The 25,828-nt window shown below is 66.3% G+C and carries 23 protein-coding genes and 1 tRNA gene; 16 read left to right on the forward strand and 8 right to left on the reverse strand.

Annotated features, from left to right (window positions below):
• Positions 1-154 precede the first annotated feature (154 nt).
• Positions 155-316 carry a hypothetical protein gene (locus J3489_RS16490; protein WP_206999729.1) on the forward strand — a complete coding sequence of 54 codons (162 nt, stop codon included), beginning with the start codon at positions 155-157 and terminating at the stop codon, positions 314-316.
• Between the two features lie 82 nt (positions 317-398).
• Here J3489_RS16490 and J3489_RS16495 read toward each other — a convergent pair whose 3' ends face one another.
• From J3489_RS16495 to J3489_RS16515, 5 genes are all read right to left on the reverse strand, one after another.
• The gene (locus tag J3489_RS16495; protein WP_374193457.1) at positions 399-1,826 is read right to left on the reverse strand and encodes an MATE family efflux transporter; all 1,428 of its coding nucleotides are present in this window, start codon (positions 1,824-1,826) and stop codon (positions 399-401) included.
• Between the two features lie 10 nt (positions 1,827-1,836).
• Positions 1,837-2,157 (reverse strand): DUF2288 domain-containing protein, encoded by a 321-nt coding sequence (locus J3489_RS16500; RefSeq protein WP_206999731.1) that lies wholly within the window; start codon positions 2,155-2,157, stop codon positions 1,837-1,839.
• A 47-nt stretch (positions 2,158-2,204) separates the two neighbouring features.
• Complete coding sequence (locus tag J3489_RS16505; protein ID WP_206999733.1) at positions 2,205-3,839, reverse strand: acyl-CoA synthetase; 1,635 nt, start codon at positions 3,837-3,839, stop codon at positions 2,205-2,207.
• Between the two features lie 614 nt (positions 3,840-4,453).
• Entirely contained in the window at positions 4,454-5,185 is a 732-nt protein-coding gene (locus J3489_RS16510) for a peptidoglycan DD-metalloendopeptidase family protein (protein ID WP_206999736.1), read from the reverse strand.
• Positions 5,186-5,375: 190 nt separating this feature from the next.
• Entirely contained in the window at positions 5,376-6,293 is a 918-nt protein-coding gene (locus tag J3489_RS16515; RefSeq protein WP_206999738.1) for an aldose epimerase family protein, read from the reverse strand.
• Between the two features lie 736 nt (positions 6,294-7,029).
• Here J3489_RS16515 and J3489_RS16520 point away from each other — a divergent pair.
• The 3 genes from J3489_RS16520 to J3489_RS16530 all read left to right on the forward strand — a co-directional run bounded on the left by J3489_RS16520 (position 7,030) and on the right by J3489_RS16530 (position 8,504).
• The gene (locus J3489_RS16520; protein ID WP_206999739.1) at positions 7,030-7,860 is read left to right on the forward strand and encodes an undecaprenyl-diphosphate phosphatase; all 831 of its coding nucleotides are present in this window, start codon (positions 7,030-7,032) and stop codon (positions 7,858-7,860) included.
• Positions 7,861-7,983: 123 nt separating this feature from the next.
• Positions 7,984-8,058, forward strand: a tRNA-Arg gene (locus tag J3489_RS16525).
• Positions 8,059-8,282: 224 nt separating this feature from the next.
• Complete coding sequence (locus J3489_RS16530; RefSeq protein WP_206999741.1) at positions 8,283-8,504, forward strand: hypothetical protein; 222 nt, start codon at positions 8,283-8,285, stop codon at positions 8,502-8,504.
• Between the two features lie 227 nt (positions 8,505-8,731).
• Here the strand turns inward: J3489_RS16530 and J3489_RS16535 are convergent, their stop codons facing one another.
• Positions 8,732-10,327, reverse strand: a complete 1,596-nt coding sequence (locus J3489_RS16535; RefSeq protein ID WP_206999743.1) for an acid phosphatase — start codon at positions 10,325-10,327, stop codon at positions 8,732-8,734.
• A gap of 299 nt (positions 10,328-10,626) precedes the next feature.
• Between J3489_RS16535 and J3489_RS16540 the strand changes: the two genes are divergently transcribed.
• The 3 genes from J3489_RS16540 to J3489_RS16550 all read left to right on the forward strand — a co-directional run bounded on the left by J3489_RS16540 (position 10,627) and on the right by J3489_RS16550 (position 12,854).
• Positions 10,627-12,030, forward strand: a complete 1,404-nt coding sequence (locus J3489_RS16540) for a cytochrome-c peroxidase (RefSeq protein ID WP_206999745.1) — start codon at positions 10,627-10,629, stop codon at positions 12,028-12,030.
• 79 nt (positions 12,031-12,109) lie between these two features.
• Complete coding sequence (locus tag J3489_RS16545) at positions 12,110-12,322, forward strand: hypothetical protein (protein WP_206999746.1); 213 nt, start codon at positions 12,110-12,112, stop codon at positions 12,320-12,322.
• Between the two features lie 82 nt (positions 12,323-12,404).
• Entirely contained in the window at positions 12,405-12,854 is a 450-nt protein-coding gene (locus J3489_RS16550; RefSeq protein ID WP_206999804.1) for an NUDIX hydrolase, read from the forward strand.
• 60 nt (positions 12,855-12,914) lie between these two features.
• On the opposite strand, the gene J3489_RS16555 is transcribed toward J3489_RS16550, so the two are convergent.
• Entirely contained in the window at positions 12,915-14,624 is a 1,710-nt protein-coding gene (locus J3489_RS16555) for a glutamine--tRNA ligase/YqeY domain fusion protein (protein WP_206999747.1), read from the reverse strand.
• 223 nt (positions 14,625-14,847) lie between these two features.
• Between J3489_RS16555 and J3489_RS16560 the strand changes: the two genes are divergently transcribed.
• On the forward strand, positions 14,848-15,399 hold the full coding sequence (locus tag J3489_RS16560; protein ID WP_206999748.1) for an RBBP9/YdeN family alpha/beta hydrolase: 552 nt from the start codon (positions 14,848-14,850) through the stop codon (positions 15,397-15,399).
• A gap of 44 nt (positions 15,400-15,443) precedes the next feature.
• On the opposite strand, the gene J3489_RS16565 is transcribed toward J3489_RS16560, so the two are convergent.
• Positions 15,444-16,664: a CaiB/BaiF CoA transferase family protein gene (locus J3489_RS16565; protein WP_206999749.1), complete on the reverse strand. Its 1,221-nt coding sequence runs from the start codon at positions 16,662-16,664 to the stop codon at positions 15,444-15,446.
• Positions 16,665-17,010: 346 nt separating this feature from the next.
• Between J3489_RS16565 and alaS the strand changes: the two genes are divergently transcribed.
• The 8 genes from alaS to J3489_RS16605 all read left to right on the forward strand — a co-directional run bounded on the left by alaS (position 17,011) and on the right by J3489_RS16605 (position 25,817).
• Positions 17,011-19,635, forward strand: a complete 2,625-nt coding sequence (gene alaS, locus J3489_RS16570; RefSeq protein ID WP_206999750.1) for an alanine--tRNA ligase — start codon at positions 17,011-17,013, stop codon at positions 19,633-19,635.
• Positions 19,636-19,701: 66 nt separating this feature from the next.
• Positions 19,702-20,232 carry an NUDIX domain-containing protein gene (locus J3489_RS16575; protein WP_206999751.1) on the forward strand — a complete coding sequence of 177 codons (531 nt, stop codon included), beginning with the start codon at positions 19,702-19,704 and terminating at the stop codon, positions 20,230-20,232.
• A 66-nt stretch (positions 20,233-20,298) separates the two neighbouring features.
• Positions 20,299-21,447 carry a 4-hydroxybutyrate dehydrogenase gene (gene gbd, locus J3489_RS16580; protein ID WP_206999752.1) on the forward strand — a complete coding sequence of 383 codons (1,149 nt, stop codon included), beginning with the start codon at positions 20,299-20,301 and terminating at the stop codon, positions 21,445-21,447.
• Positions 21,448-21,543: 96 nt separating this feature from the next.
• Positions 21,544-22,056 carry an acyl-CoA thioesterase gene (locus tag J3489_RS16585; RefSeq protein WP_206999754.1) on the forward strand — a complete coding sequence of 171 codons (513 nt, stop codon included), beginning with the start codon at positions 21,544-21,546 and terminating at the stop codon, positions 22,054-22,056.
• Between the two features lie 12 nt (positions 22,057-22,068).
• Positions 22,069-23,007, forward strand: a complete 939-nt coding sequence (locus tag J3489_RS16590; RefSeq protein WP_206999756.1) for a branched-chain amino acid ABC transporter permease — start codon at positions 22,069-22,071, stop codon at positions 23,005-23,007.
• A complete protein-coding gene (locus J3489_RS16595; RefSeq protein WP_242540064.1) occupies positions 23,000-24,364 on the forward strand; it encodes a branched-chain amino acid ABC transporter permease in 1,365 nt (454 codons plus the stop codon). The genes J3489_RS16590 and J3489_RS16595 overlap by 8 nt, the downstream gene beginning before the upstream one ends.
• The gene (locus J3489_RS16600; protein ID WP_206999760.1) at positions 24,361-25,113 is read left to right on the forward strand and encodes an ABC transporter ATP-binding protein; all 753 of its coding nucleotides are present in this window, start codon (positions 24,361-24,363) and stop codon (positions 25,111-25,113) included. The genes J3489_RS16595 and J3489_RS16600 overlap by 4 nt, the downstream gene beginning before the upstream one ends.
• Positions 25,110-25,817 (forward strand): ABC transporter ATP-binding protein, encoded by a 708-nt coding sequence (locus J3489_RS16605; RefSeq protein WP_206999761.1) that lies wholly within the window; start codon positions 25,110-25,112, stop codon positions 25,815-25,817. Before J3489_RS16600 ends, J3489_RS16605 begins: the two co-directional genes overlap by 4 nt.
• Positions 25,818-25,828: the final 11 nt, after the last annotated feature.

A 25,828-nucleotide genomic window follows, 5' to 3' on the forward strand; every position in this document is an offset into this window, starting at 1 on the left:
TGGTTGTCGGCGGTTAGTAAGGGCGGGATTCGTGATGTCGGAAGAAAACGCGCTTGACGACATCGGGGGGCACACGTCGAATCGAACCCGGCCGGCGTTTTCATTTAGACTCACGCGTTCTTTTCTCTGTTCCTAATCCGATTCGGGACCCTTCATGAAACGCATTGCTATCGCTGTCTTGCTCGCGACGACGATCGCCGGCTGTGTCGACGCCCCTCATCACGGCAAGCCGCCGCAAGATCCGCCCGACTACCACGGCGTGCCGACCGACGACCGGCCGCCTTCGATGATCGATGCGCCCGCTGCGCCGCAATAGCGGCGGCAAGCGCCGTCGGCGGGCGTCGGGGTCTGATTGAGCGCAGCGGGGCGCGACGGGCTCGCGCGATCCGCTGCGAAACTCAGGTCGCGGCCGGCAGGCGCCGCCCGCGGCCGTCGCCGAAGCCCGCCGAAAGACGCGGCAAATAGGCGCCGAGCGCCAAGCCGCGCGCTGCCATGAAGATCGTGAGCGCGAGCCACAGGCCATGATTGCCGAGCGGCCCGGCGAGCAGCCACGACGCGCACATGAACACCGCAAAAGATATCGCCATCGATTTCATCAGCTCGCGAGTTTGCGTCGCGCCGATGAACACGCCGTCGAGCAGAAAGCCCCACACCGAAATCACCGGCGATAGCGCCGCCCATGGCAGATAACGCTCGGCGGCGGCGCGCACGAGGGCCTGATCGGTCAGCCGTTCGATGATCCACACGCCCGCGCTCCAGTAGACGAGCGAGAACGCGAGCGCGCCGAGCACCGACCACAGCAGCGTGACCTTGACGGCCTGCCGGAACGCGTTGCGATTCCGGGCGCCGAGCGCGGCGCCGACGAGCGCTTCGGCGGCGTGGGCGAAGCCGTCGAGCCCGAAGGCCATGAAGGTCTGGAAATTGAGCAGCAGCGCGTTCGCGGCGAGCGTCGCGTCGCCTTCCTGGGCGCCGACGTGCGCGAACCAGCCGAACGCTGCGAGCAGGCAGAGCGTGCGAATGAAGATGTCGCGGTTGATCGCGACGAGCCGCTTGAGCGCGGCGGTGTCCATCAGCGACGCGGCGTCGAGCGCCGGCAAGCCGCGTGGGCGCAACTGCCACAGGATGAACGCGCCTAGCACGAAGCCGCACGCATCGGCCGTGGCCGTGGCGGCGCCCATGCCCGCGACGTCCCAGTCGAACGTGTACACGTAGAGCAGCACGGCCACGATGTTGACGGCGTTGATGAAGACTTGCGTGATCAGCGCAAGACGCACGCGCTGCGCGCCGAGCAGGTAGCCGAGCACGACGTAGTTCGCGAGCGCGAGCGGCGCGGCCCAGATGCGCGCATGGCAATAGGCGGCTGCGTTCTGGCGTACCGCATCGCTGCCGCCGAGCGCGGCGAGCGCATAGCGGACCAGCGGCGTTTGCAGCGCGAGCACGACGGCGCCGATCGCGAACGCCAGCAAGAGCGCGCGCACGACGTTCGAGCGCACGCCGGCGTGGTCCTGTGCGCCGAATGCTTGCGCGACGAGTCCGGTCGTGCCCATCCGCAAAAAGCCGAAGCCCCAGAACACGAAGCTGAAGAATAGCCCGCCGAGCGCCACGCCGCCGAGATACGCCGCGCCGTTCAGATGCCCGGCGACGGCGGTATCGACGGCCGACAACAGCGGCTGCGTGAGATTCGCGAGAACGATCGGAAACGCGAGCGTCAGCACGCGGCGATGCCAGCGTGTCGGCAACACGTGAGCGGCATGCGCCGCGGCGCTTGGGACGGACTCGGGCTGAGGGTCTTCTGCGGTTTCGGCAGGGCGGGAGGGCGGGTTCACGCGGGCGTGCCTAGCCGCGTTCCTGCACGCACACCCACGGCGACACGACGACCGCCCACAGATCCGGGTCGCGTGCCGCGAAATCGGCGGCGGTCTCGGCCTGCACGCGCTCGATGAGCCCGGCGGACAGCCATTGCGCGACTTGCGTCGTGTCGTCGTTGGCGACGGCGACGGCCACGCTCACCAGATCGAGGTCGCGCGCCACGCGCAGCAGCAGGCCGCGTGCAAAGAACCGTTCGAGCTCGGACCAGCCGATCTTGGCGGTTTCGGCGAGCAGCTTCATGTAGAGCGGGCTGTGGGAGCCTGCACTGGACGTATCGGGGGAAGTCATCGAATGTGCGTGATGTCAGTCAGGCGGGCGTAACTATAAACCATCGGTCAAGGCCCCTTGGCGCTACGCAGTTCGCGGCGAATGATCTTGCCGGTCGCGGTCATCGGCAGGCTGTCGACGAACGCGATTTCGCGCGGGTACTCGTGCGCAGCGAGCCGGGTCTTCACGTGCGTCTGGATCTCGCGCACGAGCGCGGCGCCGGGTTCGAAGCCCGCGTTCAGCACGATAAAGGCCTTGACGATCTCGGTGCGCGTCTCGTCCGGCATGCCGACGACGGCCGCCATCCTCACGGCCGGGTGGCCGAGCAGGCAGTCCTCGATCGGGCCGGGGCCGATGCGGTAGCCCGCGCTCGTGATCACGTCGTCGTTGCGTCCGACAAAGCGCACGAAACCGTCCTCGTCCATCACGCCGACGTCGCCGGTGACGAGATAGTCGCCTGCGAACTTTTCGCGCGTCGCCTCCGGATTGCGCCAGTAGCCGAGGAACATCACCGGGTCCGGCGCGCGCACGCCGATGTTGCCTTCGGTGCCGCGCGGCAGCACGCGGCCGGCGTCGTCGACGATCGCGATTTCGTGGCCCGGCACCGCCTTGCCGATCGAGCCGATGCGCGGCTCGAACAGCGTGCTGCACGAACTCAGCACGACGTTGCACTCGGTCTGCCCGTAGAACTCGTTGATCGTGACGCCGAGCGCCGCGCGGCCCCATTCGATCAGCTCGACGCCGAGCGATTCGCCGCCGCTCGCGACCGCGCGCAGCGCGAGCCGGTAACGCTCGGCCGGCCGCTCGACGGCCCGCATCATTTTCAGCGCGGTGGGCGGCAGGAACGTGTGCGTGACGCCGTGGCGCGCCATCAAGTCGAAAGCGGCATCGGCGTCGAACTTCTCGAAGCGCCGCGCGAGCACGGGCACGCCGTGGTGCCACGCGGGCAGCAGCACGTCGAGCAGGCCGCCGATCCACGCCCAGTCGGCCGGCGTCCAGAACAGCTTGGCGCCTTCGGGGAAAAACGCTTGCGGCATCTCGACGCCCGGCAGGTGGCCGAGCAGGACGCGATGGCCATGCAGCGCGCCCTTCGGTTTGCCGGTCGTGCCCGAGGTGTAGATGATCACGGCCGGGTCGTCGGCGGCAGTATCGACGGGCTCGAACGCATCGGATTCGCCTTGCAGTGCGGGCCAGAACGATTGAACGCCTGGGGCGGCCGCGGCGGCAGGATCGGCGTCGATGCAATAGATGCTCTTCAGATCCGGCAGCGCCGCGCGTATCGACGCGATTTTCTCGAGCCCTTGCTTGTCGGTCACGAGCGCGGCCGCGCCGCTGTTCGACAGCCGGTACTGCAGCGCCTCCACGCCGAACAGCGCGAAGAGCGGCACGGCGATTGCGCCGAGCTTGTAGGCGGCCAGGTGGGCGAGGGCGGTTTCGGGCGTTTGCGGCAGGAAAATGCCGACGCGTTCGCCGCGCGCGACGCCGTGCTTCGCGAAGCTGTTCGCGAGCCGGTTCGACAGCGACTTGAGTTCGTCGAACGTGTAGCGGGTTTGCGAGCCGTCGTGCTTCTCGTAGATCAGCGCGAGGCGCGCGCTGCCGTCGGCCCACTTGTCGCAGGCGTCCACGCCGATGTTGTAGCGCTCGGGGACCTGCCACGAGAAGCCTTCGATGAGCCGTTCGTAGCTGTCGGTTCGGCAAAGCATGGGTGTCACCTCGTCTCGTCTTTGACCGGTTATTTTGAAATGAATGAAGAAAATCCGCCGGCCAATATAGATTGAATTTCAGTATTACTTCGCAAATAATCCGATGAAATCTGTCTCGATGAATTGAAAATTAATATTCATGCGAAAGTCCAAAATATCGCGCGGCAGCACACCGAGTGCAATCCATCAGATTTTACGCGTGCCGCGCCGCGCCGCCAAATCGTCCGCAGTATGGTCCGCCGGCTCAACCCCGGATTGACATTTGATATGACGAACGTTCTTTCCGCGGTCTATCGATCTTCCATGTCGATAATCGAATCGCATTTCTCGGACATTCCCCCTGCTTCATGCGCCGATTCACGAATATCGAGCGTTAATCCATTGCCGGCGCTTTAGAGCATTGTTAGATTGGTTCTCGGCGCATGGCGAACCGGTCCTTTGCCTATATGCGCCGAACCCCCGTTAGCCCGGCCACGCCGGGCTTTTTTTGCGCACCCGTTAAAGGCTCGATGCTGGCCACCACGCACAGGCGCCCCGTCCGGCCGCGGCGCCGGGCGGGTCGCTCGACGTGTCAGAGGAGCCGGACGGTTTGGACGAGACCGCGCCGGTTTCTCTCAGCGCGCGGGCAGGTAGCGCGTCGGGTCGATCGAGCGCCCGCCGTAACGCAGCTCGAAGTGCAGCGCGACACGATCGTTGTCGGTATCCCCCATCTCCGCGATCTTCTCCCCTTGCGAAACCTGCTGGCCTTCTTTGACGAGAAGGGTGCGGTTGTGCGCGTAGGCGGTGAGGAAGTCGGCGTTGTGCTTGACGATCAGCAAGTTGCCGTAGCCGCGCAATCCATTACCCGCGTAGACGACGGTCCCGGCTGCAGCCGCGACGACCGGCGTGCCGGGCGCATTGACGATATCGATGCCCTTCGAATTGACGCCGTCGAACCCGCGCGCGACCTTGCCGGGCGCCGGCCAGACGAGCGCGATGTTCGCCGAGGGGTTCACCGAAGGCGCGGCTGCAGCCGCGCTGGACGACGAACCCGCGCTGCTTGAGCGCTTGCTGCCGGGGCCGCCGTTCGACGCGCTGCTTGACGCGCGGCCCGAGCCGCTCGCCGTCGCGGCGTTGGCCGGCGGCGCGACGCGCAGCACTCGGCCGACCTCGATCGCATCCGGGTTGGTCAGATTGTTCCAACGGACGATGTTCTGGACGGACTGACGGTTGCTGCGGGCGATCTTCGAAACCGTATCGCCGCGTTCGACCCGATAGAACCCCGGTCCGACAGGTGCCGAACCGCAAGCGGCCAGTGCTGCGACAACCGACGCGCAGACGAGCCGCGTTATTTTTCTTCTCAACATTGAACCTCGCAAAGCGCTGCCGCGCGGGACTTGCCGCGCGGCAGATACAAAACGTCTGATTTTAACGGCTTCGGATTGCGCACCCCGTTTGGCGCAGTCGACGAAGCACGGTCAGCAGTCCATTCGCGATCTGCGTCGCACGTTGAGCCCCGGGTGCGACGGCAGTGCGCGCCTCATGCCAAAGCCGGGCTTACTGGCCTTCCGGCTCGAAGGCGACCGCAATGCGCAAGGCGGCGGTCTCCGTCTTGCCTGGCTCCAGCCAGCGCAGCCCGAGACCGTTGTGGATCGCATCGGGCAGACCGAGCCACGGCTCGACGCAATAGAAATCGGACGTGTCCGCTTCGGTCCACGTCGTCACGGCGTACCACGGCACGGAGCCGGGACGCTGCAGATCGATCTCGACGACGCGGCGAAGACTCGGCGACACGAGGCGCACCGGCTGCGCGGGCACGCCGTTCAGACAATGGAAGCGATCGTGGATGCGCGGATCGTCGAGTGGGTAGGCCGGCTCGCCGGGGGCCGCAGCGCTGATCGAACCATCCGCTTCCTGGTGCCGCCGCGAGGTGGGCGGCAGCTCCACGACGGTCTCGCCGCGCAGCGCGTGCGGCAGCGTGAAATAGAAATGGTGGCCGGCGTAGTGGGGCAGCGGCGCGTCGCCGAGGTTCGCGACGGTCAATTCGACATCCAGCGTCCGTGCGTCCACGAACCGGTATGCCGCCTCGAAGCGGAACGCGAACGGGTACGCCGCGCGGGTCGCGTCGCTGTCGAAAAGCGTCATGCGCACGCCGTGGCCGTCTGCATCGAGCGTGTACGCAAACGGCAGGTCGCGCGCGAAGCCGTGCGTCGGCAGTTCGCGAACGACGCCGGTCTGGTCGCGCCATTCGCCGAGCCGCCCGTCCACGCGATGGCGGCCGAGAAACGGGAACAGCAGCGGATTGCCGCCGCGGATCTTAGCCGGCTGGCTCCAGTCGGCCGAGTCCGGCCAGTAGACGACCGGCACGCCGCCGATCTGCCACGACAACAGCCGGCCGCCGGCTTGGGGCGCGATGCGCAGGAGCGCGTCGCCTTGCGTGATTTCGAGGATGTCCTGCTGCTGGAATTGGGGCATGGTCAGATGAGCCGGGAACAATCGGAAAAGGCCGCGGCTGCGCGGCAAAGAGCGAGATGACGGCAACGACGGCGAAACGGTAATTTTGCGCCGCCCTATGTTACGGAGAAACCCTTGATCGGGAAACTGCGGGTGTTGCGACGGTCGGGGTTCCGGATAATGCCGAAGCTGGGCCGGCTTTTCGTGTCGACCCGAGTTAGCGCTTCAGCGGTTAATCGGGTGCCATGCAGAGCGGTCGACCCGAGTTAGCGCTTCGGCGTTGACTCGGTTGCCATGCAACGCTGCCGCTCCACCCACTTTCGATGGAGGACGCATGGATATCGCCATGGCAATGGGCCTCGCTCTGTTCGGCATGTTCACCGGCAGCACGTTCGTTTTCTTCTACAAGATCGCGCGCTAAGGGCGCGTGACGGATCAAGGCGCTCCTTGCGGCCTTTTTTACGCCGCAGCGGGGCGCCGGACCTCGAGCGTCGGCACCGGCGCTTTCCTTTCCCGCGCGTTTTTACCTCCTTCGTATCCGACGCTGCTTCGCAGTCGCGCGATCGGTCGAAATTGCACGTTGGCGCGCGTTGAAGGTGCGCCGCGCGGCTGACGCAGTGCCGCAAAAAAATCGTGAAAAAAACCTGAAAGCTTGGCGTGCCCGCTGCCCATAGGCATAATCGTTGCGCCACCGGGCTTCGGCGCACCCGCGCCGTGTCTCGATTTTCCATTCCTCCCCATCGAAAAGGACCGACGCGTGAGTCTCTCGTTTTTGATTTTCTTGAGCGTGCTGCAGGGCGTCACCGAACTCTTCCCCGTCAGCAGCCTTGGACATACGCTGCTCGCCCCCGCGCTCTTCGGCATGCACATCGACGCGCATGCGCCGCAATTGCTGCCCTTTCTCGTTGCGCTCCACCTCGGTACCGCGCTCGCGCTGCTGTGGTATTTCCGCAAGCGCTGGATCGCGCTGATCGGCGGCTGGTTCGGCACCTTTGCCGGACGCCGCAGCGACGACGGCCACATGATGTGGGCGCTCATCATCGGCACGATTCCGGCGGGCCTCGTGGGCCTCATCCTCGAAAAGCGCCTCGAGCGGATCTTTCACGACTTGCGCATCGTCGCGCTCGCGCTGATCGTCAACGGCGTGCTGTTGTGGCTCGGCGACCGTCTGCAACGCGCGCGCGTGCATCGCGCGCCGGAAAAGCTCACGTTCAAGCAGGCGTTCCTGGTCGGTCTCGCGCAAGTGGGCGCCCTGATTCCCGGCTTCTCGCGCAGCGGCTTGACGATGATCGCCGGCAATGCGGCCGGCCTCACCGCCGAGAAGGCCGCCGAGTTTGCGTTTCTGCTCGGCACACCGATCATTTTCGCGGCGGGCCTGCTCGAAGTGCCGAAGCTCTTTCACGCGCCGCAGCAACTCGCCGACGCGTTCCTCGGCGGCGTGCTGACCGCCATCGCCGCCTATTTGAGCGTGCGCTTCCTGATGCGTTATTTCGAAGGCCGCGGCCGCCTCGCGACGTTCGGCGTCTATTGCATCATCGCGGGCGCGCTCTGCTTCGGCTGGTTCATGTTGCACGCACAGCCCGTCTAAGCGGCGCGCCCGGCGGCTCGCGCCCCGCGAGCCGCGCAGGGCCCCAAAAGGCCGGGGAGGCGATCGGTTATAATCGCGGCCCCCGGCGCAAATATCCGGCTCGCTTTAAAATTTCAGCTTCGCCTCCCCATAGTTCAACGGATAGAACACGGGTCTTCTAAACCTGAAATCGAGGTTCGATTCCTCGTGGGGGGGCCATCGATATTCCCAACGTTTCCCAGAATTGTCCAAAACGCACGGCAAGTCAGGCACTTGACCGGTGTTCTGGGCAACCTTGGTTGTATTTTCGGTAACAAAATTCGGGGGCGTCATCGGTCGCATATCCACACCGATCGGGGCATCGTAATGCCCCCTCCGCTCGATGCCCCTTACCGACGTCGCCGTACGCTCGACAAAGCCCCGTGCAAGACGCAAAGATCGCAATGAGCAAACGAAATCCGAAGCGCGTCTCCATCGTGACACGCAACCTCCTGACCATCGTCGCGGGCATCGTGACGCTGGTCGCCGTCGGCGCGGTGGTGCTCTATGGCCCGATTATGTACGGCGATTTGGTCGAGAACTATGGCATCGTCATGATGATGACGCTTCCCGTCATCGTCGCTGTGGCATTCCGCATTGGGCTGGATGCATGGCTTGATCGTTGACCGACCGATCAGGTCAAATTTTCGCGAAAAGTTTGCCGTTAATGCACTGGACCTTGGCGGCTTTTTTGTGCGTGTCGCCTTCGCGCGCCTTTTCAATGGGCGGGCCTTGGCAGGGGCACCTTCGGGTGCGCCGGTTCCTTCGGTTGCCGGTCTGTCGACCCTGCCTTGTGCCCGCCACCCCATTTGACAGTGGGCCCTGGGGGGCCATCCCTGCCGCAACGACGCGCTTACTGTGCCTGAGCGATGTCGAGATCGAGCGCGTTCGTCAGATCGCCCATCGGCTTCTCGCCGTTCGCGGCCAGCGCCTTATCCCGTGTCACCAGCCCCGGCAGCTCCGGCAGCGCGAAGCGCCGCGTGATGAAGCGCAGGATCGACGTCGTGTCGTACTGCGTGTGATCGACAAAGCCCTTCTTCGCGAACGGCGAGATCACGAGCGCCGGAACGCGCGAGCCCGGGCCCCAGCGGTCGGCCTTCGGCGGCGCGACGTGATCCCAGAAGCCGCCGTTCTCGTCATAGGTCACGATCACGACCATGTGGCTCCACTGCGGGCTCTTCTCGAGGTGCGCGATCAGATCGGCGATGTGCTGGTCGCCCGACGCGACGTCGGTGTAGCCCGCGTGCTCGTTCAGGTTGCCCTGCGGCTTGTAGAACGTGACTTGCGGCAGCGTGCCCGCGTCGATCGCCTTGACGAACTCCGTGCCGTCGACGCCGCCGTCGCGCAAGTGCTGCGCGCGATTCGGCGTGCCCGGCGCCAGATCGGCGAAATAGTTGAACGGCTGGTGATGCGGCTGGAAGTTCGGCGTCGACAGGCTTTTGCCGTAGATCACGCCCGCTTGGCCGCCTTTTCCCGCCGACAACGCCTGGCCCCACGCGCCGCCGTACCAGGCCCACGACACTTGCGCAACGTTGAGCAGGTCGCCGATGTGCGCTTGCGTCTGCGGCGGCAGCGTCGTCGGATTCTTGGGGTCCGCGAACGCCGTATCGCCGCCTTCCGCCGGCTTGTTGCCGCTCGGCTGATACGGCGGCTGCATCGTGTTGACCGCGTAGTAGTCGGGCGTGAGGTTGCCCGAGTTCACGAACTTCGGCGGGCCGCCGAGCGCCGAGACCGGCGCGTTGTGCGCGACTTTCAGCGTGACGCCGTCCGCTTCGACGGCCGAGATCGAGCCGGCCGCCGGACTCTTGTCCGCATTCGGATAGACCGGCGTGCACGCGCACACGAGCCACTGATGGTTCAGGAACGAACCGCCGAACGCGCCCATGAAGAAGTTGTCCGCGAGCGTGTACTGCTGCGCGACCTTCCACAGCGGCAGGCTCGATTCGTTCATCGTGTAGTGGCCCATCACGAGGCCGCCGGAATCGGCCCACGCGGCGAACTTGTCGTTCTTGCCGCCGTCGATTTGCATCTGGTTCTCATAGAAGCGGTGCCACAGGTCGCGCGTCGTCGTGGAAAGCGGCGTGTTGAAGCCGTTCGGGTCGTTGATCGCGAACGGGGCGTTCGGCAGGTTGACGGTCATCGCCTGCGTCACCACCGGCGTCACGCCCGTTTGCGTGAGACCGTTCCAGATCGGCGGCAGCGTCGGCAGCACGGTGCCGTTGCGGTCGAGCTGCCGCCCGCTTGCGGGCGTCACGTTCTGCAAGCCGTCGGCGCCGGGAAAGTGCCCGTAGAGGTTGTCGAAGCTGCGGTTTTCGGCGTAGATGACGACCACCGTCTTTACGTCCGTCAAGCTTGGCTTCGTGACGCTCGTGCTCGTGCTCGTGCAGCCGGCGAAGGCGGCTGCTGCCGCAAGCGCCAGCAGCGCCGCGCCGATCCGTTTGTTGTTCATGCGTGACCTCTCTCTTCACGTGGGAGCCGGGCGGCGCGAAGCCCCTGCCGGCAATTGGCGAAAGTGTCGCAACGTGATTTGACAGAATCATGCAAGCGAATGCAATACTGGCGCCCGTGTTGCGGCGGCCCGTCAAAGCGGCGCGCGAGCCGCGCACTTGGCCTATGCTTCCCCGGTTTCGCAATCCGGGTCGTCCCGATATGTCGCGGCGTTTCCTGAGGAGTGTCGAAGTGCTAGAGGTCCGGCAGCGGCGGTCGCCGCGGCGAAAGCGTACGCCTCCTTCGATTGTGGCGGCGTGGATGGCGGGACCGTTGACGGCGGCGGTGCTGTCGCTCGGGCTCGCAGCATGCGATGCGCGCGGCCCTGGCAGCAGCGCGGAAGACGGGGTTTCCGTGCCTGGGGTGGCGGCGCAGAGCGTCACCCAGAGCGAAACAAGCGGGGCGGCTGGCGCGGCAGCGATCCGGCTCGTCAGCACTAGCACCGGAGGCGGGCAGACGCGCGCGCAGGTGTACGAAGCGGTGCGCCAGAAGACGGCGCTCGGCAAGCAACTGTTCTTCGACCCGTCGCTGTCCGGCTCGGGCAAGCTCGCGTGCGCAACCTGCCACAGCCCGGCGCACGCGTTCGGGCCGCCGAATGCGCTCGACGTGCAACTCGGCGGCAGCGATATGCGCCAGCCCGGTTTCCGGGCGGTGCCGACGCTCAAGTATCTGCAGTCGGTGCCGGCCTTCACCGAGCACTTCCACGATTCGGACGACGAGGGTGACGAAAGCATCGACAACGGCCCGACGGGCGGCCTCACCTGGGACGGCCGCGTCGACACCGGCGCGCAGCAGGCGCGCATCCCGCTGACGTCGCCGTTCGAGATGAACAGCTCGCCGGCGCGCGTGGCGGCCGCCGTGCGCGCAGCGCCCTATGCCGGCGCGTTTCGCGCGGTGTTCGGCGCACGCGTCTTCGACGACGACAATGCGACTTTCGACGCCGTGCTCGAAGCGCTCGGCATCTACGAGCTAACGCCGGCCACGTTCTACCCGTACACGAGCCAATACGACGCCTATCTCGCGGGCCGCGCGACGCTCACACCCGCCGAGCTGCGCGGCCTCGAGCTCTTCAACGACGAGCGCAAAGGCAACTGCGCGAGCTGTCACCTGAGCGAGCCCGCAAGAGACGGCTCGCCGCCGCAATTCAGCGATTTCGGCCTGATCGCGATCGGCGTGCCGCGCAATCGCGCGCTCAAAGCGAACCAGGACCCGCGCTTTTTCGACCTCGGCGCTTGCGGCCCCGAGCGCACCGACCTGAAGGGCCAGGACGAATACTGCGGCCTCTTCAGAACGCCGACGCTGCGCAACGTCGCGCTGAAGAAGACGTTCTTCCACAACGGCATCTACCACTCGCTCGAAGAGGTGCTGCGCTTTTACGCCGAGCGCGATACGAACCCGGAAAAGTTCTATCCGGTGGTCAAAGGCAAGGTCCGCAAGTTCGACGACTTGCCCAAGCGCTACTGGGCCAACCTGAACACCGATCCGCCGTTCGATCGCAAGCCGGGCGACACGCCCGCCCTGAACGAGGCCGAGATCAGGGACATCATCGCCTTCCTCGACACGCTGACCGACGGCTACGAACCCGGCACGGCAAGCGCGCAGCATGGTGCCCAAGCTCGCTCGGGCGAGCGCTCGGCGCGCCTCACGCCGAGCGGCGCGCCGTAGCCAGCGTGCTATCCTTTCGACCGTCTTTCACGGCCGCGAGCCATGACGTTCCGACGATCGATCCAAGGAGAAACAATCAATGTCGATGCGACCTTCAGCCCTGTTGCGCGCGTTCACGGGCGGCTTGCTGCTTGCGAGCGCGGTTGCGGCGCACGCTTCGAACTGCGGCTTCCTGTCCGACACGCCGACGAGCTACCTGCACCAGCGCGATATCGATTCGCTGCTGAAGGCGGCCAACACTGCGCTCGACACGAAGCGCGACGGCGCATGGCAATTCCAGAAACAAAAGTGACGGCGCCGGTGATTTTGCGCGCTCGCGCCGCGGCGCGCGGCACACGGACGCTGTTGTCGCAAGCCAAGCTGTGTGGATGCCGATGATCGAGCGCGTGACTTCGTGCGGTGTCGTGTTGCTCGATTGCGATGGGCGCGTGCTGCTGGCGCACGCAACCGACACGACACATTGGGACATCCCCAAAGGCCACGGCGAGGAGGGCGAAGCGCCGATCGCCGCGGCGTTGCGCGAGCTGGTCGAGGAGACCAGCATCGTGCTCGCGCCGGAGCGCCTCAAGGACTTGGGGCGTTTTGTCTACCGCCGCGACAAGGACCTGCATCTGTTCGCGGCGCGCGCAACGGACGACGAGCTCGATCTGAGCCGTTGCGTGTGCACGTCGATGTTTCCGCGCCGCTCGGACGGCGTGATGATTCCAGAGATGGATGCGTTTCGCTGGGTCGAGCCCGCGGAAGTGGGGCGTTACGCGAGCCGCAGCCTGTTTCGGCTCTTTCAGACGACGCTTTCGCTCGTCGAGCTGCATCGGTCGCTGTGACGATCCGATGCGATCCCGGCGACGGGCGCCCGTGATTCCATTCCGCTAGCTCACATCAACTCAGGCGGGCTTGCCCCAGGTGTCGCGCAAACCGACGATGCGGTTGAACACCGGCTTGCCTGGCTTCGAATCGCAGCGGTCGGCGACGAAGTAGCCGTGCCGCTCGAACTGATAGCGCGCTTCGGGCTGCGCGTTGCCGGCGCCCGGTTCAAGGTAGGCGTCGACGACGCGCTTCGAATCCGGGTTCAGCGCTTCGAGGAAGTCGCGGCCGCCTGCGTCGGGCTGCGGTTCCTTGAAGAGCCGGTCGTAAATGCGGACTTCGGCCGGCACCGCGTGCGCCGCGCTGACCCAGTGGATGTTGCCCTTCACCTTGTAGTGGTTCGCGCCTTCGGTGCCCGACTTGCTGTCCGGATAGTAGTTGCAGTGCACGGCGGTCACGTTGCCGTGCTCGTCCTTGTCCGCGCCCGTGCATTCGATCACGTAGCCATAGCGCAGACGCACCTTGTTGCCCGGGAACAGGCGGAAATAGCCCTTTGGCGGCGCTTCGGCGTAGTCTTCGCGCTCGATCCACAGCTCGCGCGAAATCGGGAACGTGCGCAAGCCGCGCTCCGGATGGTGCGGGTGCACCGGCGCGCTGCATGCCTCCGTGAGATCGGCGGGGTAGTTGTCGATGATGAGCTTGAGCGGGTCGAGCACGGCGGCCGTGCGCGGCGCTTTGTCATCGAGGTCGTCGCGCAACGCGCCTTCGAACACGCTCATGTCGATCCACGAATCGACTTTCGTCACGCCGATGCGCTCGCAAAAGAGCTTGATGCCGTCCGGCGTGAAGCCGCGCCGGCGCACACCGACGATGGTCGGCATGCGCGGATCGTCCCAGCCGTCGACGTGGCCCTCGGTGACGAGCTGCAGCAGCTTGCGCTTGCTCGTGATCGCGTAGGTGAGATTCAGCCGCGAGAATTCGATTTGCTGCGGCAGCGGCCGCGTGAAGACGCCGGCGTCGGCGAGCGCTTCGAGGATCCAGTCGTAGAGCGGCCGGTGGTCTTCGAATTCGAGCGTGCACAGCGAATGCGTGATGTTCTCGAGCGCATCCGAGATGCAGTGCGTGTAGTCGTACATCGGGTACACGCACCATTGGTCGCCGGTGCGGTAGTGGTGCGCGAAGCGGATCCGGTAGATGACGGGGTCGCGCATGTTGATGTTCGGCGAAGCCATGTCGATTTTCGCGCGCAGCACGTGCTCGCCTTCCTTGAACTCGCCCGCCTTCATGCGGCGGAACACATCGAGGTTCTCCTCGGGCGTGCGGTCGCGGTACGGCGACGGCTTGCCGGGCTCGGTCAGCGAGCCGCGGCTTGCGCGCATTTCCTCGGCCGACTGGCTATCGACGTAGGCCTTGCCGCGCTCGATCAGCAATTCGGCGAACTGATAGAGCTTGTCGTAGTAGTCGCTTGCGTAGTAGCGATGCTCGGTGCTGTCCTTGTTCCATTCGAAGCCGAGCCAGCGCACCGCGTCGACGATCGAATCGACGTATTCGACGCTTTCCTTCTCGGGGTTCGTATCGTCAAAGCGGAGATGGCAGACGCCGCCGTAGTCGCGCGCGACGCCGAAATTCAAGCAGATGCTCTTCGCGTGACCGATGTGCAGATAGCCGTTCGGCTCGGGCGGGAAGCGCGTTTCCACGCGGCCGGCCCATTTGCCGGTGCGGTTGTCGTCGTCGATGATGTTGCGGATGAAATTGGATACCGCCGGAGCGTCGTTGCGTTCGGTGTTCATGCGAGAAGGAGAGAGTCTGCTAAATGGACGCGGCATGCGCCCGCTTGATCCGTCAATTCTACCTGAGCGGCCGCGCGCGGGCTTCAGCCGGGCGCTCGAGGCGCGCGGGCAGTGTTGCGCTGGGGCACGGATGCGCGGCGTTGTGGTCGCGCGGCGCCTTGCATGAACAGCGCGCGTTCGGCAAGATGGCGGCCTCTACCGGCAAGGAAACAGGGGTAACACAATGGATGCAAGACGAGTGTGCGTGCTGCCGGGTTACGCCAATTCGGGACCGGACCATTGGCAAAGCCGCTGGGAAGCCGCCGATCCGATGTTCGTACGGGTGTCGATGCCCGACTGGGAAAACGCGGTATGCGAAGCGTGGTGCGACACGCTCGACGCCGTGGTCGCCGCGGCAGAGGAGGAGCCGTTGTTGATCGCCGCGCATAGCCTCGGCTGTCTGACGACGGTTTTCTGGGCAACGCACTATGCGGCCCCCGATCAGCTCGCCAAAGTGGCGGGGGCGCTGTTTGTCGCCGTGCCCGATCCGGCGAGCATCTCGTTTCCGAGCGAAGCGCACGGTTACGCGAATGTGCCGTTCGTGCCGCTGCCGTTTCCGACGATCGTCGTCGCCAGCAGCGATGATCCATACGGCAGCCTCGACTTCACCGCGCGCTGCGCCGACGCCTGGGGCAGCCGCTTCGTGAATATCGGGCCGCGCGGCCACATCAATGCTGAAAGCGGTCTCGGCGATTGGGAAGAAGGGCGGCGCTTGCTGGCTTCGCTGGCCGACTGAGCGGTCGAATTCGCGGCCCGTTCATCGCAAGCTATCCCCATCGCTCAAATCACCGATCGTCCCCGCAGCGCCGCGATCGTCGCGTCGTCGTAGCCGAGCACGCGGCGCAATACGTCGTCCGTATGCTCGCCGAGCGTCGGCGGGTGGCTTAGCGCCTGCGGCGGCGTCTCGCTCATCCGGATCGGATTGCGCACGAGCTTCACCATTGCGCCGCTCGGATGCGGCAAGTCGACTTGCATGCCGCGCGCGACCACCTGCTCGTGCGCAAACACTTCGGCGAGATTGTTGATCGGGCCGCACGGCACGCCGGCCGCTTCGAGCAAGTCGATCCATTCGTGCTTGCTGCGCGTCTTGACCATCTCGGCGATGATCGGCGCGAGCGTATCGCGGTTACGCACGCGCTCGGGGTTGGTCGCAAAGCGCGCGTCGCCGGCCAGCTCCGCGCGATCGCCCGCTTCGACGAACTTGCGGAACTGCCCGTCGTTGCCGACCGCTACGATGATCCAGCTATCGCTCGTCTGGAACGCCTGATACGGGACGATGTTCGGATGCGCGTTGCCCCAGCGCACCGGCGGTTCGCCGCTCGCCAGAAAGTTCGAGTTCATGTTCGCGAGCATCGCAACCTGCACGTCGAGCAGCGCCATGTCGATGTACTGCCCCGTGCCCGTGCGGTCGCGATGCGCGAGCGCGGCGAGCACGGCGACGGTCGAGTACATGCCGGTCATCAGGTCGGCGATCGCCACGCCGGCCTTCTGCGGACCGCCGCCGGGCAATTCGTCGCGCTCGCCCGTAATGCTCATGAAGCCGCCGATACCCTGGATGATGAAGTCGTACCCCGCGCGCTGAGCGTGGGGGCCGGTTTGCCCGAAACCCGTGATCGAGCAATAGATCAGGTCAGGCTTCACTTCCTTGAGCGACGCATAGTCGAGGCCGTACTTCTTCAATTGGCCGGCCTTGTAGTTCTCGAGCACGACGTCGCTTTGCGCGGCCAGCTCGCGGACGATCTTTTGTCCTTCGGGCGTCGCGATATCGACCGTCACCGAGCGTTTGTTGCGATTTGCGGCGAGGTAGTACGCGGCTTCGGGGGGATCGGCGCCGTCGGGCGTCTTGAGGTACGGGGGGCCCCAATGGCGCGTATCGTCGCCGGTGCCTGGGCGTTCGATCTTGATGACGTCGGCGCCGAAATCGGCGAGCGTTTGTGCGCACCACGGGCCGGCGAGCACGCGTGTGAGGTCGAGCACGCGGATATGGCTTAGGGCTCCCATTTTTGGGTTCAGTCTCCTGGTTGGCATTAGCGGCAGTTCAGCAGGATGTTAAGCGATTCGCGCCGGTCGGCCCATTCGGCCGGACGGCATAGGACGAAAAATTGCCGGGAGGAATGGGCAGCATGAGGGGCAGCATGAGGGGCGGGGTGGCGGTCCGCATCGTGCGCGGCCTCGGCCAGGCGGCCCGGGCCAAACGGCCAACGCTCGATGCAGCTTGGCCCGAGGGGCTGCGCGCATGCGGCAATCCCGTATAATCAGTCGTTTAAGCAATAATTCACGGGCTCGCCGGCGTGTCGCCGGCGCGGCGCCGCGCCGCCAGACCCAGCCAGACTGTCCCCAGCACGCTATGAAAGCCTCCGAAATCCGCGAGAAATTCCTCAAGTTCTTCGAATCGAAGGGCCACACGATCGTCCGTTCGTCGAGTCTTGTGCCCGGCAACGACCCGACGCTGCTCTTCACCAATTCTGGGATGGTGCAGTTCAAGGACGTCTTCCTCGGCGCCGAGTCGCGTCCGTATTCGCGCGCCACGACCGCGCAGCGCAGCGTGCGCGCAGGCGGCAAGCACAACGACCTCGAAAACGTCGGCTACACCGCGCGGCACCATACGTTTTTCGAGATGCTCGGCAATTTTTCGTTCGGCGACTACTTCAAGCGCGACGCGATCCACTACGCCTGGGAGCTGCTGACGAGCGTCTACAAGCTGCCGAAGGACAAGCTCTGGGTCACCGTCTACAAAGAAGACGACGAGGCCTACGACATCTGGGCAAAGGAAGTCGGCGTGCCGGCCGAGCGCATCATTCGCATCGGCGACAACAAAGGCGCGCGCTACGCGTCGGACAACTTCTGGCAGATGGCCGACACCGGCCCCTGCGGCCCGTGCTCGGAAATCTTCTACGACCACGGCCCGGAAGTGTGGGGCGGCCCGCCGGGATCGCCGGAAGAAGACGGTGACCGCTACATCGAGATCTGGAACCTCGTGTTCATGCAGTTCAACCGCGACGCGCAGGGCAACATGACGCCGCTGCCGAAGCAGTGCGTGGATACCGGCATGGGGCTCGAGCGGATCGCGGCGGTGCTCCAGCACGTGCACAGCAACTACGAAATCGACCTGTTCCAGGCGCTCATCAAGGCGGCTGGGCGTGAAACGGGCGTCGCCGATTTGACGAACAATTCGCTGAAGGTGATCGCGGACCACATTCGCGCCTGCTCGTTCCTGATCGTCGACGGCGTGATTCCCGGCAACGAAGGGCGCGGCTACGTGCTGCGCCGCATCGTGCGCCGCGCGATCCGCCACGGCTACAAGCTCGGCCGCAAGGGCGCGTTCTTCCACAAGCTCGTCGCGGATCTCGTCGCCCAGATGGGCGGCGCGTATTCCGAACTCGAGGACGCCGAGCAGCGCGTGACCGGCGTGCTGCGCCAGGAAGAAGAGCGCTTCTTCGAGACGATCGAGCACGGCATGTCGATTCTCGACGCAGCGCTGGCCGATCTCGAAGCCAAGGGCGGCAAGGTGCTCGACGGCGAAATCGCGTTCAAGCTGCACGACACGTACGGCTTCCCGCTCGACCTGACAGCGGACGTCTGCCGCGAGCGCGGCATGAGCGTCGACGAACCGGCCTTCGACGAAGCGATGTCGCGCCAGCGCGAGCAGGCGCGCGCCGCCGGCAAGTTCAAGATGGCGCAGGGGCTCGAGTACTCGGGCGCGAAAACCACATTCCACGGCTACGAAGAGCCGGTCTTCGACGATGCGAAGGTGGTCGCGCTGTTTGTCGACGGCGCATCGGTCAACGAAGTCGCGAAGGGCCAGCAGGCGGTCGTCGTGCTCGACCACACGCCGTTCTACGCGGAGTCGGGCGGCCAGGTCGGCGACCAGGGCATCTTGGCAAACGCGAGCGTGCGCTTTGCCGTCGTCGATACGCAAAAGGTGCAGGCCGACGTGATCGGCCATCACGGCACGCTCGAACAAGGCACGCTCAAGGTGGGCGACGTCGTGAAAGCGGAGATCGACGCAATCCGCCGCGCCCGCACGGCGCGCAACCACTCGGCCACTCACCTGATGCACAAGGCGCTGCGCGAAGTGCTCGGCTCGCACGTCCAGCAGAAGGGTTCGCTCGTCGATGCCGACAAGACCCGCTTCGACTTCGCGCACAACGCGCCGATGACGGATGAGGAAATCCGCCGCGTCGAAGAGATCGTCAATCAGGAAGTGCTCGCGAACGCACCCGGCATCGTGCGCGTGATGCCGTTCGACGAAGCGGTGAAGGGCGGCGCGATGGCGCTGTTCGGCGAGAAGTACGGCGACGAAGTGCGCGTGCTCGATCTCGGCTTCTCGCGCGAGCTGTGCGGCGGCACGCACGTGCATCGCAGCGGCGATATCGGTCTCTTCAAGATCGTGATGGAAGGCGGCGTAGCGGCCGGCATCCGCCGCGTCGAAGCGATCACCGGCGACAACGCCGTGCGCTACGTCCAGGAACTCGACGCGCGCATCAACGCGGCAGCTGCGGCGCTCAAGGCGCAACCGGCCGAACTCACCCAGCGCATCGCGCAAGTGCAGGATCAGGTGAAGGCGCTCGAAAAGGAACTGGGCGCGTTGAAGTCGAAGCTGGCGTCGAGCCAGGGCGACGAACTCGCCGGGCAGGCGATCGACGTGTCCGGCGTGCAGGTGCTCGCAGCGACGCTCGAAGGCGCGGATGTGAAGACGCTGCGCGAAACGGTCGACAAGCTGAAAGACAAGCTCAAGCACGCGGCGATCGTGCTGGCGTCGGTCGAAGGCGGCAAGGTCAGCCTGATCGCGGGCGTGACGCCGGACGCGAGCAAGAAAGTGAAGGCAGGCGAACTCGTCAACTTCGTCGCTCAGCAAGTGGGCGGCAAGGGCGGTGGCCGGCCGGATATGGCGCAGGCAGGCGGCACGGAGCCGGCGAATCTGCCGAAGGCCCTGGCTGGTGTGCAGGGCTGGGTCGCCGCTCAACTGTAACGGCGACGGTAATGCGGGCTGCCAGACCCGCCCGCGCGATTCGTCCGCGCCACCCACGATCCGACTATGTCCGACTACCAATTCTGCCCGCGCTGCGCGAAGCCTTTGATTGAACGAGCCCATGTCGGCACGGATGGCGCCCGGCCGCGCCGGGCGTGTCCCGACGACACATGCGGCTTTGTGCACTGGAACAACCCGCTGCCGGTCGTCGCCGCGATCGTCGAGTACGAAGGCAAGATCCTGCTCGCTCGCAATGCGGCCTGGACCGAAGGGATGTTCGCCTTGATCACGGGCTTCCTCGAGCACGGCGAGACGCCCGAAGCGGGCGTCGCTCGCGAGGTGCTCGAAGAGACGTCGCTGCACGTCGAGACGACCGAGCTGATCGGCGTCTACGAATTCATTCGCAAGAACGAGCTGATCATCGCGTATCACGTGCGCGCGCATGGGGAGATTGCGCTGTCGCCGGAGTTGCTCGAATATCGGCTTGTCGAGCCGGCGAAGCTGCGTCCGTGGCGTGCGGGCACTGGGCAGGCGCTCGGCGAATGGATGCGCCGCCGCGGCTTGCCGTTCGAGTTCGTCGACAAGCCCGGGCAGTAAGGCCGAACGCCGCAGCGGCGGCGCGGGCGTAAGCGGTTCGATTTCACGCGGAGCGAGAGACTCGCTATGTCCTACATCTACTACCTGACCCACATCCATCTCGGCTTCGACGCGCTCGCGATGCTCGAAGCGGAATGCGCGCGCGTCGGCATCAAGCGGCCGCTCGTCGTCACGGACAAGGGCGTCGTCGCTGCGGGTCTCGTGCAACGCGCGCTCGATGCGCTCAAGCTCGGCGACGTGCCGGTCTTCGACGACACGCCGTCCAACCCCACCGAGGCCATGGTGCTGGCCGCCGCCGCGCGCTATCGCAACGAACGTTGCGACGGGCTGATCGCGGTGGGCGGCGGCTCGCCGATCGATCTTGCAAAGGGCGCCGCGATTGCGGCGACGCACGGCGGCAACCTGACGCAATACGCGACGATCGAAGGCGGCAGCGGCAAGATCACCGAAGCGGCGGCGCCGTTGATCGCGATACCGACGACCTCGGGCACCGGCAGCGAAGTCGCGCGCGGCGCGATCATCATCCTCGACGACGGGCGCAAGCTCGGTTTCCATTCGTGGCACTTGCTGCCGAAATCCGCGATCTGCGATCCGGGTCTCACGCTCGGCCTGCCGCCCATGCTGACGGCGGCGACCGGCATGGACGCGATCGCGCATTGCATCGAAACGTTCCTCTCGCCCGCGTTCAATCCGCCTGCCGACGGCATTGCGCTCGACGGGCTCGAACGCGCGTGGGCGCACATCGAGCGCGCGACGCACGACGGCAGCGACCGCGCCGCGCGCCTGAACATGATGAGCGCGTCGATGCAGGGGGCGATGGCGTTCCAGAAGGGGCTCGGCTGCGTGCATTCGCTGTCGCATCCGCTCGGCGGGGTCGAGGTGAACGGGCGCACGTCGCTGCATCACGGCACGCTCAATGCGGTCGTGTTGCCCGCCGTGCTGCGCTTCAACGCGACGGCGGAGTCGGTAGTGGCCGAGCGCCGCTATGCGCGCATGCGCCGCGCGATGGGGCTCGCCGCCAACGCCGACTTGCCGCAGGCGCTCTTCGATATGACCGCGCGCCTCAAGCTGCCTACCGGGCTCGCGCAGATGGGCGTCGACGCGAGCGTGTTCGACAAGGTCATTCAAGGCGCGCTCGTGGACCACTGCCATAAGACGAATCCGCGGGAGGCAAGCGCCGACGACTACCGGCGCATGCTGACAGAGTCGCTTTGATAGCTTTGCATGGGGCCTGAGTAAGTGCTAAAGCACTAACTCCGGCCGACAACGGCGCACGGTGCGCGAGCTTGAACCCCTGACGCATAGGAAGTCATGACCAAACGCAGCGCGGCGCCGCGCGCCGCCTATCCCCATTTCCTGACGATCCCGACGCGCTGGATGGACAACGACGTGTACGGGCACGTGAACAACGTCGTCTATTACAGCTACTTCGATACCGTCGTGAACGAGTATCTGATTCGCGCGGGCGTGCTCGATTTCGAAGGGGGCGCGACGATCGGGCTCGTCGTCGAGACGCAGTGCAACTACTTCGCGCCGCTCGTGTTTCCGGACCGCGTCGAAGCGGGGTTGCGCGTCGCCCGGCTGGGTTCGTCGAGCGTGCGCTACGAGGTGGGGCTCTTCAAGGAGGGCGGCGATGACGCGTGTTCGCAAGGGCATTTCGTGCACGTCTACGTCGACCGGCTGACGCGGCGGCCCGTCGCGCTGCCCGACGCGTTGCGCGCCGCGCTCGAACCGCTCGCCGTGCCCGCCTTGCCGCCGGCTTCGACCGGCCACACGGGCAGCATGGGCGACACGGGCGATTCATGCGGCGCAAAGCCCGCCTAGGAGCTGCAGCACGTGCAGTCGTTCGTTATCGGGGCGCTGAACGGCATCAGCTACGGCATGCTGCTGTTCATGCTGTCGGCCGGGCTCACGCTGATCTTCAGCATGCTCGGCGTGCTCAACTTCGCCCACGCGAGTTTCTACATGCTCGGCGCGTACGTCGGCTATTCGGTCGCGGCGTATGCGGGCTTCTGGGCGGCGCTCGTGGTGGCGCCGCTCGTCGTCGGGCTCGCGGGCGCGGCGCTCGAGCGGTGGCTCTTGAGGCGCGTGCGTCCGCATGGGCCGCTCAATGAACTGCTGCTGACGTTCGGCGCCGCTTATCTGCTTGCCGAGGCCGTCAAGCTCGTTTGGGGCTTGAGCGCGTTGTCGGCGAACGTGCCTGCCGCGCTCGACGGCACCTTTTTCACCGTGTACGGCGCTGCGATTTCGCGGTATCGAGCGTTCATGATGGGCGTGTCCGTCGCGATGCTGGCCGTGTTGTATGCGGTGCTGCGCGTCTCGAAGACCGGGCTCGTCGTGCGCGCGGCGCTTGCGCATCCGCATGCCGTCGAAGCGCTCGGCCACAACGTGCCGCGCGTGTTCACGCTGGTCTTCGCGATCGGCACGGCGCTCGCCGCCGCGGCCGGCGTGATCGGCGCGCCGCTCTTCGTCATCGAGCCGGCGATGGCGGAATCGATCGGGTCGGTGGTGTTCGTCGTGGTGGTGATCGGCGGACTGGGGTCGCTCGGCGGGGCGCTGGCGGCATCGCTCATCGTCGGCTGTCTGCAGACGTTTGCGGTCGGCAGCAGCGCGTCACTTGGGTCGCTTGCCGCGGTCGCGGGGGCGTCGCTGCCGCCGGAGTGGGCCGGGCTCACGGTGGCGCAGCTTGCGCCGCTCGTGCCGTATGGCCTGCTCGTCGCGATGCTCGCCGTGCGGCCGCGCGGGCTCTCTGGGCAGCGCAGCGGCGATGCGTGACGCGCCGAACCAGGAGCCGCGGCAACGGCGGACGAGCGCGCCCGTCACGCCCGCGCGAACCGTAAGCTGGCAAAACGCGTTGCCATGGATCGCTTTGCTCGCGTTTCTCGCCGTGCCGGCGCTGGTGTCCCGCGAAAGCTGGCTGCTCGCGTTTCTCGCTCAGACCGCGACGATGATCGTCTTCGCGCTCTCGTACAATCTGCTGCTCGGCGAGACGGGACTGCTTTCGTTCGGTCATGCGGCCTACGCGGGGCTGGCTGCTTTCGTCGCCGCGCAACTCTTCAATCGCTTCGATTTTGCGTTGCCGTATCTGCCGCTTGCCGGCGCAATCGCGGGTGCGCTCCTTGGCGTCGTATTCGGTTATGTCGCGACGCGGCGCGCGGGCACGGCGTTTGCGATGATCACGCTCGGCATCGGCGAACTCGCCGCGGCGGCCGCCTGGACGCTGCCCGACTGGTTCGGCGGCGCAGCAGGGGTGCCGATCGACCGCGCCGCCGGCCCGCACTGGGGCGCGTGGAGCTTCGGACCGGCGCGTGAGGCATATGGGGTGATCGCGGCGTGGTGCGTGCTCGCGTGCGTCGCGATGTTCGCGCTGTCGCGCACGCCGCTCGTGCGGCTCGCCAATGCGGTGCGCGACAACCCCGCGCGCGTCGCGGCGCTCGGCACCGATCCGCGGCGCATTCGATACGCCATGGTTGTGCTGTCGGCTTTTTTTGCGGGCGTGGCAGGGTCGCTCGCGCTCGTCAATATCGAGCTGGCTTCGGCCGAAGGCGTCGGGATGGCGCGCTCGGGAGCGGTGCTGATCGCCACCGTGATCGGCGGCAGCGGCGTGTTCTTCGGGCCGGTGCTCGGCGCCGTGACGCTCACGTTTTTCAGCGTCGCGCTCGCCAGCATGACGCGCGCGTGGCAGTTCTATCTCGGTCTGCTGTTCGTCGTCGTGGTGATCGCGGCGCCGGACGGGCTCGCGGGTTTGGCGGTGCGCGGCGCCGCGCGGGTTGAACGCTTCGGATGGCGTGCTTGCTTGCGGGCGTGGTGGCTAAGCGCCGTGGCGGGCGCGGCCTGGATGGCGGCGCTGGTGTTGGCAGTGGAAGCGCTTTACGCGTGGCAGTTCGCGCCGGATACGGGCGGAGTGTTTCGCGTCGGCGCGCTGGCGTTGCAGGCGGCGTCGCCGCGATTGTGGTGCGCGGTGCTCGCAATGGCCGGCATCGGCTGGATCGCGCTGCATGCCGCGCGACGCAGCGGGGCGCGGGACGCTCGACATGCGGCGCAGGCGAACGGCACAAGCGCCGCAAGCCATGCCGCTCACACGAGCGCGGCGGACGATCCAAGCGGAGGCGGCGCTAAGGCCGAGCGATGACGCACGCCCTGGTCCTTTTCGGCGTCGAGAAGCACTTCGGCGCGACGCAAGTGGTTTGCGGCGTCGATCTCTCGATCGAAACCGGCGAGCGCCATGCGTTGATCGGTCCCAACGGCGCGGGCAAGTCGACGCTTTTCAATCTGGTCGCCGGGGTGCTTTCGCCTTCCGCCGGGCGCATCGTGCTGAACGGCGCGGACATCACGGGCCGCGCGCCGTACGCGATCAGCCGCCGCGGGCTCGCGCGCAGTTTTCAGACGACGAGCGTATTCCCGCGTCTCACGGCCTTCGACAATCTGCGTTGCGCGGCGCTGAGCGGGGAGCCGCGCGGCAAGCGCTGGCGCAATCTCCTTGCCGGCTCGCGCGCGCTCGACGAGCGCGCACGCGCCGTACTCGACGCGATCGGCCTGAGCGCCTGCGGACACACGCCGGCGGGCGCGCTGAGCTACGCGCAGCAGCGCGCGCTCGATCTCGGGATGGCGCTCGCGAGCGGCGCGCACACGCTGCTGCTCGACGAGCCGACCGCGGGCATGAGCCGCGACGAAGCGCGCGAAGCGCTGGCGCTGATTCGCGCGACGACGGCCGGCAAGACGCTGCTGATGGTGGAGCACGACATGGAGGCCGTCTTCGGTCTGGCCGACCGCATTTCGGTGCTCGTGCGCGGCCGGATCATCGCGACGGGCACGCCCGATGCCATTCGCGCCGATGCCGCGGTGCGCGAGGCGTATCTCGGGCCTCAAGAGGCACGATGAGCGCGCTCGTCGAAATCCGCCATCTCGACGCGTGGTACGGCGCGAGCCAGGTGCTGTTCGGCGTCGATCTGCAAGTGGACGCGGGCGAAATCGTCGCGCTTGTCGGACGCAATGCGTCGGGCCGCTCGACGCTGGCGAAGGCGATCGTCGGGCTGGTGCGCGCGAGCGGCACGATCCGGTTTGCGGGCCACGAGCTCGGCGGGCTGCGCACGTTCGAAATCGCGCGCCGGGGCATCGCCTACGTGGCCGAACAGCGCGACGTATTTCCGGCGCTGACCGTCGAAGAGAATCTGCAGCTCGGCGTGATGCCGGGCACGCGGCGGCGGGCGCCCCGTTTCGAGGCCGCCGACGCGTTCGCGCTGTTTCCGATCCTCGCGGCGCGCCGATCCGCCGAGGCCGGGGCGCTGTCGGGCGGCGAGCAGCAGATGCTCGCGCTCGCGCGTGCGCTGATGGGCGAGCCGCGGTTTCTGATCGTCGACGAGCCGGCCGAGGGGCTTGCGCCCCAGGCGGTCGAACGAGTCGGCGCGTGCTTGCGGCAACTGAGCGAGCAAGGCGTCGCGATCCTGCTCATCGAGCAACGGATGCAGTTCGCGCGAGATCTGGCGACACGGGCGGCGGTGATCGGGGGCGGGCGAATCGTCTGCGAAGGTCGCTTCGACGAGCTCGATCGCGCGACGGTCGACGCCTGGCTCGCGCCGGGCTGAATCGCCTGAGC

The organism is Trinickia mobilis, from assembly GCF_017315705.1.
In the GTDB taxonomy this organism is placed as follows: domain Bacteria; phylum Pseudomonadota; class Gammaproteobacteria; order Burkholderiales; family Burkholderiaceae; genus Trinickia_A; species Trinickia_A mobilis.